Raw genomic sequence first — 12,613 nt, 5'->3', positions numbered from 1 at the left:
CTCTTTCAGGAGGACGGGCGGGGAAACGGGAGGGCGTGTAGTGGAGCCGAGAAGTGCTGCAGCGGCGGGACGAGACTTCCCTTACGACGCACGAACCACCTGTTACATCGAAATCCACAAGGACGGCCGCGTCACCCACGGCGCGGACCGGGCGACGTACGAGCGAGCGGTGGTCGGCGAGTCCAAGTTGTACGCCGTGTGGCCTGGAGAGTGGTCCAGTCATCTCTTCGTGATCGACGATCTGGACGAGTACGCCAGGGCCCGCGGCATCAAGCACGACGTGCAGCGGACGGGGCTGGCCGAGCACGTGCACCAGGTCCGATGGACCGCGTCGGACGACGAGCAGAATCCTCGCAGCCCGTACATCAGCGTCGAGGTCCTACTGGACTGCGGGTGCAAGATCGAGAATCTCCGTGTGTTCGCCGAGCAGATGCGAGAACAGAAGGGCTGGGCGGTGGCCACCTCGGTCGGATGGAGCCTCTGGAGCGGACCCGAGGGCACCATGTACTCCCTCAGGGTCCGCCGCAAGAGCTTGGCTTCCTGAAGGTCAGAGTCACTACGTCTCCCCCTGCAGGTGCATTCCCAGCGCTTGGCCGCAGGTTCGAGTCCCGCCGTCCCATATCAGGGCAAGCAGATGCAGGTTGAGGGAAGGGCGTATGTCCGCTCATCCTTGGCGCCATGAGTCTCGCCACGCCTTCCTTCCCGCCACCCGCCATGGGCGACTACGCCCACGACTGGGCCCTCGTCGATGTCGAGACCTCCGGGCTCATACCCCGCCGGGACCGGGTGCTGTCGGTCGCCGTCGTGACCATCGGGGCGGATGGGCGGCAGACCGGGGAGTTCTCCACACTGGTGAACCCCGGATGTGACCCGGGGCCGGTCGAGGTGCACGGGCTGACCGCTGAGCGGCTGCTCGGAGCACCGGCCTTCGAGCAGGTTGCCGAGCGGATCGGGGAGATGCTGAAGGGCCGGGTCCTCGTTGCTCACAACGCGCAGTTCGATTACGACTTCCTCGCCTACGAGTTCGCTCACGCTCGGATGTGGCTACCGGTGTCGCAGAGGCTATGCACTCTGGCACTGAACCGGCAGGTGGACCCGCCAACGTCTGACCTGAAGCTGGGCACGCTGGCCGCCCACTACGGCGTACCGCAGCAGCACGCGCACGACGCACTGGACGACACCCGGGTGCTCGCCGGGATCCTGCGGGCATCGCTGCGCGAGGCCGCGCGGCTCGCCTTGCCGTTGCCACTCGTACCCTGCCCGCCGCGGGCGGAGTCCCAGTTCACGCCGAAGCCGCCCAAGACTCCGTGCGCATATCGCAATCCGGGGCGGCTTGAGCCCGGCGGGACGTTGCAGCAGGGGATGAAGGTCGCGATCACCGGTGAAACTTCTACCGCCCGAGCTGAGTTGATCGGCCGAGGCGTGGCAGCCGGGCTCAACATGATGACCTCGGTCAGCCACCACACCAGCGTCCTGGTCACCAATGAGCCCGCGTCCGGTTCGGCCAAGGCCCGGCGGGCAGCCGCCGAGGGCATTCCCGCCATAGACGAGGGTGCCTTCCTCAAGCTGCTCGACACCGTGGAACCCGGAACGTCGCACGAGGCACCTGGGGCGGCGCCCAGCGTTCCGGCGCCTCGTCGGCCGGCAACCACGCCGACCAGGTCGTCCGACAAGCCGTTGCAGGACCGTCGCGTGCTTGTCCTGGGCGGCACGCACGAAGAGGCTGTCGCCGCACGTACGCGGGTCGTCGAGCTGGGTGGATCCGCTGCGGTCAATCTCTCTCGGAGCGTCACCGACGTCGTCGTCCTCACGGGTGGGGAAAAGGATCGTCGCATGCGCCGGATCGCGGAACTGGAACTCGCCGTGCAGGACGAGCGCTGGCTTGCCGACCCAACTGCCGCGAGCATCAGCATCGTTCAGGCCGACGCGGCAACGGGTGAGGAGGCGCCTACGAACATCACGGTGCCGCAATTCCAGGTGCTCCCCCGCGGCGGAGTCATCGATCTGTCCACCCCTGAGTGGCATCTCACCGCTTCGTGGGCACCCAAGGGCCATTGCGAGGTCGATGTCGTCGCATTCGTACTCGACGAGGACGAACAGGTCACCTTCGACGAGGACTTCGTCTTCTACGGCGCACCGGAGAACCCCGCAGGCACCGTGCGGCTCCTGACCGGCGGGCCCACCGAACAGACGGTCGCCATCGACCTCGCCGCCCTCCCACCCGCCTCCCACAAAGTCGTCGTCGCTGCCGCCATCGATGGCACGGCCACCTTCGGCGACATCGGCGCGGTCCAGATCAGTACTGCTTCCGGCAGTGACGCCGCCCCGTCGGCCCGCGCCACCCTGGACGCCGCCACTACCGAACGCACCTTGCTTCTGGGCGAGTTCTATCGTCGCGGCCTCATCTGGCGCTTCCGCGCCGTCGGCCAGGGCTACGACCACGGCCTCGACGCACTGGCCCGAGGGTTCGGCGTCGAAATCACCGACTGAACCTGTCGCGTGGCTCGCTCCCGCGTCCGGCACCCGGGTCCTCGACCTGGGCGCCGGACGCGGGGTGCGCTGACCGCTGCCGCGCTGGCCCGTGGCTGCCCAGTGACGGCGTCGTCCACCTGCTCTTCGAGGCCCGCGTGCGGGCCGAGCTGTCCGCCTTGGACCCGATCGGGTTCGCGGCCGGGGCGCGCCTCTGGACGGGCACCTCAGCGGCCTGATCCCGGGCGGCGGACCGCACCATCGTTCGTGAGGGCGAAGCCCAGCAGGGGGACCGCCTCCGGGTCGACGTCCTCGGGCGAGGGGCTGCCCTCCAGCAGGAAGCCGAAGAAAGCCCGGAGGGCTTCGTTGCCCAGATCGAGGGGGTGGAACGGCAGCGCGTAGTCCTCCATCGCCCGGTCCCCCGCCCAGTACGGCGCCTCGAAGGGGAACGGGGTGCCGACGTTCTCCACGATGCCGCCGTCCGGCGACAGGCTCAGGGAGCGGCGGAGGCGGCCCTCCTCCCAGACCGCGAACGCCAGCCAGTCCGAGACGCTGTGCATCGCGTGCAGGATCACGCGACGGCCCTCGGCGGCCTTCAAGAGGTACGCCGGGAGTTCCGACGGGCGGTCGAACATCAGCCGCCGGTCGCAGACCAGGTCCACGCCGGGGAAGCTGGCCGCGAACGTGATGCCCTCCGGCGGATACGTCGATTCGCCCAGGACGTCCCCCACTGTCGGCACCGTCCCCGGGCCCGGGAAGACCCGGGCGACCAGCTCCGCCGTTCTCGCTGCCTGCGGCTCACCGGCCGCCTTCAGTACCGGGGCCACGTCCCCGTCCGCATACGCAAGTATTGCCGTCTTCGCTCCCATGCACCGCACGCTAGCCCCGCCCACTGACAGCCCCGCGCCTTCCATCGCCTGCTGACGGCCGCTCCTGAAGGCCGCTCTGTACGATCGCGGAACAATGGCGCTGCTCCACGTGGCGCCCTGTGCGGATGGTTCGGAGGGATTGGCGGGTGTCCGCTGTGGATTTCTACGCTCACGTCGCCGTCCGCGGCGAGGTCCTGGGAGTGGGCGTCGGTGCGGACCCGGGGGCCTGGGAAGCCGCCCTGGGGGTGACATGCCTCGATGTTCCCGGTGGCGGTCTGCTGCGGCGGGACTACGGGCTCGTGGAGATCAACTTCTCGCCGGACCAGCCGGGGCCGTCCGGGCAGCTGTCGTGCTTCGGCTTCGGCGTGAAGGTCCAACGCCTGCTGTACGACCGGTCCCCGAGCACCGTGCCGGCCCCGCTCTCGCGGGAGTACGGGGAATTCGCACCCACAGTCCCCTTCAAGGAACTGCAGGCCGCCATCCTGGCCCTGGGCCGCACGATCACACTCGACAAGCAGAACACGTCGCGTGACATGGACTGTTACCGCGTATCCGCGTCCACCGCCCGCATCCACGTCGTCGCCGACCCCGACCCGTACGGGACGGGCGACCCGGATCCCGACGGGCATCAAAGGGGCGACGTCTGGTCTGTCGACGTGTGGTGACCAGCCGCGGGCTCTGTCTCCTTGGCGTTGTCCGCCATGCGAAGCTGTGCGCCATGGCGCCCTCGACAGTCCGTGGCCTCGCGCTGCCCGCACTGCTGACCTCGCTCATCGATCGCGGCCTCTGGCACCATCCAGGGGATGAGGTGCTGGCGAGGGTCATCCCCTGGTTCAAGGACCCGCTTCGCTTCGTGCCGAACCCCCCGCAGATGGAGTACACGTCCCGGTCGATGGACATGTTCGCCGATGATCCGCACTGCGCCTTCTTTCGCCAGGCACGCGGAAGCAGGGGCGTCGCCCCGCTCGAACTTCCCTGGCTCGACGTGGAACAGGCCGTACTGATCGCCACAACGCGCAACCCCGGCGATGACGGCGCCCTGGCTCTCGACTACCGGACGCACCCCTCGGATCCCCGCGTCGTCGGCAGCGACTTCTGGACGGACGCCGCTCTGTGCCGGTGGCGGGTCGTAGCGACCAGCTTTTCGGGCTTCGTCGCGAGCTTGGGCCTGTAGCTCCGCCCTAGGGCCAATGCGGGTTCGGCAGGCCGTCGTTGCCCATGTGGGTGCGCCGCCACAGCCCCGTCCAGGTGTACGGGGTCTGCGGGACGACCGGGTGCCGCTGCCCGCACGGGCAGGGCTCCAGCACCCGGGCGCACCCGGGGCACAGCGTCACCCAGCCGTGCCCGGACGAGTGGGACACCGGTGGTCGCTCGTCCCCGCAGGCGGGGCAGCCAGGGAGGTCGGCGCCGTCCAGCAGCGCGTTCTGGCGCCGGACGTACGCGGGCAGCCGCAGCGGTGGATGACGGAACGGGGCTTCGTACCAGCCGCGGTTCGGGCTCTCCGACCAGTTCCACAGCCACCACGGCGGCGGGCCCGCCACGGCCCGCCGCCCGGCCCGCTTCTCCGCCCGGCGCTGCGCGGCGTACTCCTCCGTGCGCGCGAGCCACAGCACCCGCGCCTCGTGCAGTTCCTCGACCGCCCGCACGAGGGCGTCCGGGTCCGCCTCCAGCCGCCGGGGGATCGCGGCGCTGAGCGTGAGGTGGTGGTACGTCGCCCGGAAGCCGTACGGAGCGAAGACGGTGAGGCAGGTGCGCAGTGCGTTGTGGCGGCGGTGGACCGGGAGACCGGCATCGTGCACGCGCGCCCGGTGGGTCAGGAAGCTGGTCATCGCGTGGCCGCCAGGTCCAGGACCACCTCGCCGTTCACGTACGCCACCTGTGCCGTCTTCGTTCCCATGCCCCCACGCTAATCCGCGCCGCCGGCCGTCAGGTCGTACTCCGCCCACACCGTCTTCCCCGGCGCCTGCGTCCTCGGATACCAGCCCCAGCGCGTGGCCAGGCCCTCGACCAGCAGCAGGCCGCGCCCGTCGTCCGCGAGGCCCGCGTCCGGCAGCTTGCCGGGGCGGGGCGGGACCCGTTCGCCCCTGGTGTCGGTCACCTCGATGCGCGCGGTCGGACCGGGCCGCTCCACGACGCGCAGCAGCAGGTGGAAGTCCCTGCCCTGTACGTGGCCGTGGCGCACCGCGTTCGCCGTCAGCTCGGCCGTGATCAGGACGACCGCCTCGTGCGTCTCCGTCCCGTACGGCAGACCCCAGGCGTCCAGCCGGACCGCCGACAGACGGCGGGCCAGCCTGGCGCCCCGGGGTGTGGAGGTGAACCGCATGTCGAAGCTGGGGGTACCCAAGTGGGGGAAGTTGAGGGTGGGTTGCGTGGTGCGGTGGGGGCTGTCGATGTTGCTCGTCATGACCACGAGCGTCCTCGCCGTGGCGTAGCGTGACCAGTGGTGACGCACCGACGCGATCTCCTTGTACGCGCGCTGTCGGCACCGGTACGTGGAACACGGCGCGATCGAGCGAGGCAGGGTGCGATGACGGCTGAGCGGGTGGACCCCGGGGAGATGGACGGCGCCTACGCGCCGGACAAGGCGGGTCAGGGAATCATCACCGCGTTCGGGCAGAGCCTGAAGACGTTACGACTGCGGGCGGGCATCGAGCGGGAGGAACTGGGCCGTCGGCTGGGCTACTCCGCGTCGACCATCGCCTCGTTCGAGCAAGGACGCCGGATCCCACCGCCGCGAGCGATCGACCGCGCGGACCTGGAAGTGGATGCGGGCGGGCTGCTGGTCCTGTGGAAGGAGCAGGTCGAGAAGGCGCAGTACCCGGTGTTCTTCCAGGGCATGGCCCAGTTGGAGAAGCAGGCGATCGAGCTGCTCTGCTACGACACGCTCGCCGTCAACGGCCTGCTTCAGACGGAGGAGTACATGCGGGCGGTGCTCGCCATGCGGCGACCCGCCCTCGACGCTGAGGTCATCGAGCAGCGTGTCACTGCCCGACTGACCCGCCAGGCGATCTTGGATCGCCGCCCGGCGCCCCTGCTGAGCTTCGTCATGTGCGAGTCGGTCCTGCGTCGCAGGTTCGGCGGCGACGACGTGCTGCGAGGCCAGTTGGAACACCTCCTCCTCATCGGGCAGCGGAGCAACGTGGAGTTGCAGGTCATGCCGCTCAGCTCGGAGGAGAACTCGGGCGTGGACGGTCCGTTCACGGTCGTCACCCGGGAGGACGGCAAGAAGTTCCTGTACGTCGAAGCCCAGGGCACGAGCTCGCTGGAGACCGACCCGAGGCAGACGGTCCTGGCCGCGGCACGCTATGGGATCATCCGTTCACAGGCTCTCAGCCCGCGAGAGTCGCTGGCGTTCATCGAGAAGTTGCTGGGAGAACTATGAACAACACCGAACCCCTCGCGTGGTTCAAGAGCAGCTACAGCGGAGCCGAGGGCGGCCAGTGCATCGAGGTCGCGGCCGGTACCGGAGCCGTGCATGTCCGTGACTCCAAGGACGCGGCCGGGCCCGTGCTCCGCGTATCGCAGGACGCCTGGGCCGGGTTCGTCGGGCTCGCCTCGGCGGAGTAGTACAGGCGCCGTTTGTACGCATCGGAGCCCCGCCGGACCTCAGTGGACCGGCGGGGCTCTCGTCTGCGCGGACCCGGCGTGGGACCATCACGGCACAACTCGTCTGCTTCAGAACGCTGTTGGGAGAGCCATGGAAACGACCGAACCCCTCGCCTGGTTCAAGAGCAGCTACAGCGGAGCCGAGGGCGGCGACTGCATCGAGGTCGCCACCGGCGCCGGAGCCGTGCACGTCCGCGACTCCAAGGACGTCGCCGGGCCCGTCCTCCGCGTATCGCCCAACGCATGGACCGAGCTCGTCGGGCTCGCCGCAGCGGAATAGTACAGGCGGCGCTTGTACGCGCAAGAGCCCTGCCGGTCCGAATCGCGGACCGGCAGGGCTCTTCGCGCGTAACGGGTCAGGGGCGCCAGCCGTCGGGCTTGCTGCCCTGGCGGACCTGGGTCGTGCCGCTGCACAAGCCGTTGTCGGACGGCTGCCAGATGTTGATCACGTCGACGTCGTTCGCCCACGTACCGCCGTTGGGGTGGGCGTAGGCGCCAAGGTTCACGGCGGTCTTCCGCGGGATGCAGATGTACCGGTCCGGGGAGGGGCCGGTGTCGAGCAGCCAGACGGAGTCGTCGTTTCGCGTGTTGACAACCGCGTCCGTGACGTTCCGGTAGGCGGTCGGCATCGACTGGTAGCCCGGATCCTGGTAGCGGCCCCAGATGGTACCCGTCGTGTAGGACCCCTTGTACAGGCAGACATTCGGGTAGCTACAGCCGTGCATGCTGGCGGCCTGGGCGGGTGACGCCGCCAGGGGCATCGCGGCGGCGGCGACACCCAGAGCGAACGCGGTTGCTGTGAGTCTGGTCCTCAGCGACATCGGGCTCCCATTCCTGCTTCGGAGGTTCGTGACGGTCTCGCTGATGGACCTTAGGGTCGCCAGCGGTGGCTGACTTTGCCCGTTGTGCACGACTCTTTGCCAGGAGTGCGCCACCCCGGACCGCACAGGCGCATCCCGCGCCACAGCCGTTGCACCGTGGGAGCGTGTACTCCACACTCGACTGCGGCCGTTCATGTCGAGGGGGCGCACATGAGTCCGTCGCTGGATACTGCGTACATACCGCCGCAGGACCGGGAGGAGATCATCCGGCACGCGGTGTGGGATTCCGTGGTGCCGGTGGACATCGATCACCGGGCGCCCGACGGGGAGATCCGGGCCCGGATGGACGTGAAGGCGGTCGGAGGCTTGCGCGTGTCCTCGGCCCGGTCGACGGCGGTGACGTTACGGCGCACCGAACAGCTGGTGCGGAAGGACGAGGAGCCTTCGCTCTTCCTCAGTCTTCAGGTGACGGGCACCAGCATGGGGGCGCAGAACGGGCGCGAATGCGTCGTCGGGCCCGGCGAGTTCGCGGTGTTCCGGTCGAACGCCCCGTACACGCTGCTCTTCGACGAAGGGGTCGACCACCACTTCCTGCGGCTGCCCCTCTCCGTGCTCGGGCTGCCCGACCGGCTGATCCGGGACACCACCACGCTCACGTTCGGCGCCGGGGACCCGCTCGCGCGGCTGGCGTACGCGTACTTCTCGCAGCTCGCCCGGAGCGACGAGCTGCACCGCAGCGACCAGGCGGCCGCCGTGCTGCCGCCGAGCGTGGAGCTGCTGCGCGCCGTGCTGGTCTCCCGGCACGGGGACATCGCGCCGGCGAAGGAGCCGATGGAGGCGACGCTCGGGCTGCGGATCAGGCACTACATCCGGGAGCATCTGGCCGATCCCGAACTGTCGGCGGCGCAGATCGCGGCCGCGCACGGCATCTCCGTACGGCATCTGTACACCGTGCTGTCCCGGGCGGGGATCGGGCTCGGGGACTGGATACGGGCCCAGCGGCTGGAGGCGTGCAAGCGGGAGCTGGCCGGGGCGGCCGGGCGGGCGCGGACCGTGGCGGCGATCGGGCGGAGCTGGGGTTTCGTGAACGCCGCCCACTTCAGCAAGGTCTTCAAGGATGCTTACGGCGTCTCTCCACGGGCGTGGCGCGATCGGCATCACCGGCGCGGGTGATGCCGATCGCGCCCCGTCGGGTTCTTACGCCAGCGTCCAGGACTGGTTCGCCGTGCCGCCGCACGTCCAGATCTGGAGCTGGTTGCCGTCCGTGGTGCTCCAGTCCGTGACGTCCAGGCACTTGCCCGAACCGGCGTTGACCAGGCTGCCGTTGGCGCCGGTCGTCCAGGACTGGGCGGCGGTGCCGTTGCAGTCGTAGAGCTGGACCTTCGAGCCGTTGGCGGTGCCCGCCGCCGCGACGTCGAGGCACTTGCCCAGCGCGCGGAAGGTGTTGCCGTTACGGGTCCACTGCTGCGCCGACGTGCCGTTGCAGGTGTAGAGGTCGACCTTGGTGCCGTTGGCGCTGTTGGCTCCGGCGACGTCGACGCACTTGCCGCCGTAGCCCTTGATGGTGGTGGTGCCGGCCGGTGGGTCGACGGGGCCGCCGCCGCCCGTGATGGCCTTGAACGTGTTGGTGAACTGCCAGGTGCTCTGCGGGGTGCCGCTCTGGCCCTGGTTGTCGCGGCCGAGGGACCAGAAGGTGAGTTCCTGGATGCCCTTGCTCGCGGCGAGGGCTTCGAGTTCCTGGGCGTCCTGGACGGTGAAGACCTCGGCGGCGGTGTCGTTGATGCCGATCATCGGGCAGTTGCCCTCCATCGCCCAGAGCTGGGCGGAGGACTTGTCGGTCCAGATCTGGCCGAGCTGGGTGTGCAGCCCGTTCGCGGCGCTGATCGCGGCCTGGCCCATGTCCATGGCGGGGCCGTAGTCCATGGTCATGATGTTGACCAGGTTGACGTTCAGGTTGTGGCTCTTGGCGTTCTTGAGGAGCGCGATGCCGTTGGACTCCAGGCCGCTGGGGCTGACCGGGAGGGTGAAGTCGACGTCGAGCTTCCGGCCCTGGGCCGCGTAATCCTTCTGGAGGTTGGCCAGTGCCTGGTTGCGGCGGTCGTTGGCGGCGGTGTTGTCGAGGGTGCTGCCCTCGATGTCCAGGTCGATGCGGGTCAGGTTGAACTGGTCGATGACCTTCTTGTACTGGGCCTGCATCGCGGACACCGAACTGCAGGAGGCGAGTTCGCTGCCGCTCGCGCCGCCGAAGGACGCGATCACGTCGCCACCGACCGCGCGCAGGCTGTTGATCGCGTTGTTCCAGCCGGAGTCGGTGACCGGGGTGTCACCGTTGATGGTGGCGTTGCAGGTGCCCTGGCTGACGATGAAGGCCAGCGTGTAGTACTTGTTGCCGGTCGCGTTGTACGCGTTCATCAGGCTGGACGGGCTGTTCCACATCTCCGCGTACGGAGCCGCGTAGTGCGCGGGGAAGCCGGGGCCTGGGTTGGCGGCGGCGGAGGCGGGGGCGGCGGCCGTGGCGACCAGGCCGGCGGCGGCCAGCGGCACGACGCCGAGCAGGGCGGTGAGCCATCTGCTGCGTGATCCGGGCATGGGGGTCCCTCCGGTTTACGGGTAGGTGGTGAGGTACGCGACGTTGCTGCTGGGCGTGACGGCCGCCCCGGTGCTGTTGATGATGTGGCTGATCGTTCCGGCGCCGCCGAGGACGACGGTGACCATGTCGTGGAACTTCACGCCGGAGGTCTGCGGCACCTCGAAGGAGTGGTCCTCGACCACCGACGGGTTGACGTTGAAGTACGCGTAGCTGCCGAGGCCCCACGCTTCGTGGCTGGTCACGGAGGCGCCGACCTTGTACGCCGGGTAGCCGTTGGTGTTCCCGTTCTTCCAGGCGCTCTGGTTGGGCGGGTCGTAGGGCAGCTCGTTCTGGAAGAAGTACGTGCGCCCACCGTTGCCGTTCCAGATGACCTGGGTCTTCTGGTAGTGCTCCACGAACAGCCCGTACGCGGTGACGTTCTGACCGTTGACGACGAGCCCGGTGTCGGCGGTGTTGGTGGTCCAGCCGACCGTGCCGCCGTTGCCGTGGTCGGCGCGCCAGATCCAGGTGTGGTCGATGATCGTGTTGTTGGTGTTGACGACCAGCGACTGGGTGGCCTTGCCGACGGTCGCGCCGCCGATACGGAAGAACACGTCGTTGAGCGTGACGGGGTTGGCGGCGTGGTTCGCCGACGAGCCGTCGGGGCCGATCCGCATCAGCGTCTGGGAGTTGGTCGTACCGGCGTCGACCAGGACGCCCGCGATCTTGATGCCGTCGGCATCGGCGGTGGTCAGCGCGGTGATGCCGTTGTCCGGGATGAGCGTGGCGAGGCCCATGCCGAGGACGACGGTGTCGGGGCGGGTGACGTTGAGCGTCTGGTTGAGGTGGTAGACGCCGGGGGTGATGAGGAGGTTCTTGCCGGCGGCCAGCGCGGCGTTCATGTCGGCCGCGCTCGCGCCGGGCTTCGCGATGTAGAAGTCGTCCAGCGGCAGCGAGGAGCCCGCCTGGTTCTTGCCGCTCCAAGTGGTGGCCGAGGCGTTGGTCTGGGCGGCGGGGACGAAGACCTTCCAGGCGCCCGCGCCGTCCACGTACAGGAAGGGCTTCTCGCGGTTGACCGGGGCGGAGGGGACGGTGGTGTAGGTCGGGAAGGACTGGGCGGGGGCGCCCTGGTCGCCGACGAAGACCATGTTCCAGTTGGAGCCGGACCAGGATCCCATCTGGGTGTTCTTGGTCAGGAACTGCTGCTGGCTGCCCGACTGGATCTGGCCGTCGATCTTCGAGTCGGAGATGAAGCCGCCGCTGGACCAGCCGCCGTCGTCCAGCTTGAGGTTCCCGCGCACGTGCATGCGCCGGTACGGGGCCGCCTGCGAGACGGCCCAGCGGTCGCTGCCGCCGTTGGGCGTGACCGACAGGTTCTCCGCGTCGCGCCAGAAGTTCTGGGTGGCGTTGCCCTGGAACCAGTCGGCCTCGGCGTGGACCGCGCCGTTGATGTTCACCGCGTCCGGGGACAGACCGAGGCCGGCGACCTGGGTGTAGAAGCCGACGTTGACGTCCGCGCTGTACGTGCCCGGCTTGAACAGGACCGCGTAGCGCTGGGAGCCGAACTGGTTGGACTGCTGCTGGTTGAAGATGCTGTTCAGCTTGGACTGGATGGACGAGGCGGACATCGACGGGTCGAAGATCACCGTGTTCGGGCCGAGGTCCGGGTTGTTCCCCGTGGGCGGGTCCGTGGGGTCGGTCGGGTCCACCGCGCCGGAGAAGCTCCACTTCTGGTTGCCGGTGCCCGCGCAGTCCCAGACCTGGAGCCGGGCGCCGTCCGCGTTGCTGTTGTCCTTGATGTCCAGGCACTTGTTCGCGGCGGTGTTGACCAGGTCACCGGCGGAGGTCAGCCGCCATTTCTGGCTGGCGACGCTCCCGTAGCAGGTCCACAGGTGGGCAGCGGTGCCGTTGGCCGTGCCGTTCGCGGCCAGGTCCAGGCACTTACCCTTCACGGTCAGCGAGCCGTCGGCGTTGAGCGTCCAGCTCTGGTTCTGGCTGCCGGGGTAGCAGGTCCACATCTGGGCGGGCGTGCCGTCGGCGGTCGAACCGTCGGTGAGGTCGAGGCACTTGCCGTTGCCGGTGTTGGTCAGGGCGCCGGGGGTCGCGGCACCGGCGGTTCCCGAGCCGAGGGCGACCAGGGCCCCGGCTGCGGCCAGTGAGGCGGACAGCGCCATGGCCAGGGGGGCGGTGCGCCGTCTGCGGCGGCGATGGGGCGGATGAAGCATGGGGAGCCTTCCTGTGGCGGGCGGGGGGTAGGAAGTCAGGTCCATGACAGGAGA

The 12,613-nt window shown here is 69.2% G+C and carries 14 protein-coding genes; 8 read left to right on the top strand and 6 right to left on the bottom strand.

Annotated elements, in window-relative coordinates; all coding sequences use genetic code 11:
- The first annotated feature begins 229 nt into the window (after positions 1 to 229).
- Both AMK18_RS35095 and AMK18_RS01355 read left to right on the top strand, forming a co-directional pair.
- Complete coding sequence (locus AMK18_RS35095; RefSeq protein WP_241836414.1) at positions 230 to 544, top strand: hypothetical protein; 315 nt, start codon at positions 230 to 232, stop codon at positions 542 to 544.
- 134 nt (positions 545 to 678) lie between these two features.
- Positions 679 to 2,490 carry a TerD family protein gene (locus AMK18_RS01355; protein ID WP_073861327.1) on the top strand — a complete coding sequence of 604 codons (1,812 nt, stop codon included), beginning with the start codon at positions 679 to 681 and terminating at the stop codon, positions 2,488 to 2,490.
- A gap of 206 nt (positions 2,491 to 2,696) precedes the next feature.
- On the opposite strand, the gene AMK18_RS01350 is transcribed toward AMK18_RS01355, so the two are convergent.
- On the bottom strand, positions 2,697 to 3,338 hold the full coding sequence (locus tag AMK18_RS01350; protein WP_073862268.1) for a DUF6928 family protein: 642 nt from the start codon (positions 3,336 to 3,338) through the stop codon (positions 2,697 to 2,699).
- A gap of 155 nt (positions 3,339 to 3,493) precedes the next feature.
- On the opposite strand from AMK18_RS01350, the gene AMK18_RS01345 reads away from it, so the two are divergent.
- Positions 3,494 to 4,003 (top strand): hypothetical protein, encoded by a 510-nt coding sequence (locus AMK18_RS01345; RefSeq protein WP_241836412.1) that lies wholly within the window; start codon positions 3,494 to 3,496, stop codon positions 4,001 to 4,003.
- A gap of 53 nt (positions 4,004 to 4,056) precedes the next feature.
- Entirely contained in the window at positions 4,057 to 4,512 is a 456-nt protein-coding gene (locus AMK18_RS01340; RefSeq protein WP_073862267.1) for a hypothetical protein, read from the top strand.
- 7 nt (positions 4,513 to 4,519) lie between these two features.
- On the opposite strand, the gene AMK18_RS01335 is transcribed toward AMK18_RS01340, so the two are convergent.
- Together AMK18_RS01335 and AMK18_RS01330 are read right to left on the bottom strand one after the other, a co-directional pair.
- Positions 4,520 to 5,167: a hypothetical protein gene (locus tag AMK18_RS01335; protein ID WP_073861325.1), complete on the bottom strand. Its 648-nt coding sequence runs from the start codon at positions 5,165 to 5,167 to the stop codon at positions 4,520 to 4,522.
- A gap of 77 nt (positions 5,168 to 5,244) precedes the next feature.
- Positions 5,245 to 5,742, bottom strand: coding sequence for an ATP-binding protein (locus AMK18_RS01330; RefSeq protein WP_198956926.1), 498 nt, complete (start codon positions 5,740 to 5,742; stop codon positions 5,245 to 5,247).
- Between the two features lie 123 nt (positions 5,743 to 5,865).
- Between AMK18_RS01330 and AMK18_RS01325 the strand changes: the two genes are divergently transcribed.
- The 3 genes from AMK18_RS01325 (at position 5,866) to AMK18_RS01315 (ending at position 7,224) form a co-directional block, all read left to right on the top strand.
- Entirely contained in the window at positions 5,866 to 6,720 is an 855-nt protein-coding gene (locus tag AMK18_RS01325) for a helix-turn-helix domain-containing protein (RefSeq protein ID WP_073861323.1), read from the top strand.
- Positions 6,717 to 6,905 carry a DUF397 domain-containing protein gene (locus AMK18_RS01320; RefSeq protein WP_073861322.1) on the top strand — a complete coding sequence of 63 codons (189 nt, stop codon included), beginning with the start codon at positions 6,717 to 6,719 and terminating at the stop codon, positions 6,903 to 6,905. Before AMK18_RS01325 ends, AMK18_RS01320 begins: the two co-directional genes overlap by 4 nt.
- A 130-nt stretch (positions 6,906 to 7,035) precedes the next feature.
- Positions 7,036 to 7,224, top strand: a complete 189-nt coding sequence (locus AMK18_RS01315) for a DUF397 domain-containing protein (RefSeq protein ID WP_073861321.1) — start codon at positions 7,036 to 7,038, stop codon at positions 7,222 to 7,224.
- A 76-nt stretch (positions 7,225 to 7,300) separates the two neighbouring features.
- On the opposite strand, the gene AMK18_RS01310 is transcribed toward AMK18_RS01315, so the two are convergent.
- Positions 7,301 to 7,765, bottom strand: a complete 465-nt coding sequence (locus AMK18_RS01310; RefSeq protein ID WP_073861320.1) for a hypothetical protein — start codon at positions 7,763 to 7,765, stop codon at positions 7,301 to 7,303.
- Positions 7,766 to 7,975: 210 nt separating this feature from the next.
- On the opposite strand from AMK18_RS01310, the gene AMK18_RS01305 reads away from it, so the two are divergent.
- Positions 7,976 to 8,938: a helix-turn-helix domain-containing protein gene (locus tag AMK18_RS01305; RefSeq protein WP_198956925.1), complete on the top strand. Its 963-nt coding sequence runs from the start codon at positions 7,976 to 7,978 to the stop codon at positions 8,936 to 8,938.
- A gap of 24 nt (positions 8,939 to 8,962) precedes the next feature.
- Here the strand turns inward: AMK18_RS01305 and AMK18_RS01300 are convergent, their stop codons facing one another.
- Together AMK18_RS01300 and AMK18_RS01295 are read right to left on the bottom strand one after the other, a co-directional pair.
- Positions 8,963 to 10,354, bottom strand: a complete 1,392-nt coding sequence (locus AMK18_RS01300; RefSeq protein WP_073861319.1) for a chitinase — start codon at positions 10,352 to 10,354, stop codon at positions 8,963 to 8,965.
- A 15-nt stretch (positions 10,355 to 10,369) separates the two neighbouring features.
- Positions 10,370 to 12,559, bottom strand: a complete 2,190-nt coding sequence (locus AMK18_RS01295; RefSeq protein ID WP_443333212.1) for an RICIN domain-containing protein — start codon at positions 12,557 to 12,559, stop codon at positions 10,370 to 10,372.
- Between the last annotated feature and the right edge of the window lie 54 nt (positions 12,560 to 12,613).

It is taken from the genome of Streptomyces sp. CB01249 (genome assembly GCF_001905735.1).
Classification (GTDB): Bacteria; Actinomycetota; Actinomycetes; order Streptomycetales; family Streptomycetaceae; genus Streptomyces.
Note: the sequence above shows the minus strand (reverse complement) of the source record. Positions and strands in the feature narration are given on the sequence as shown.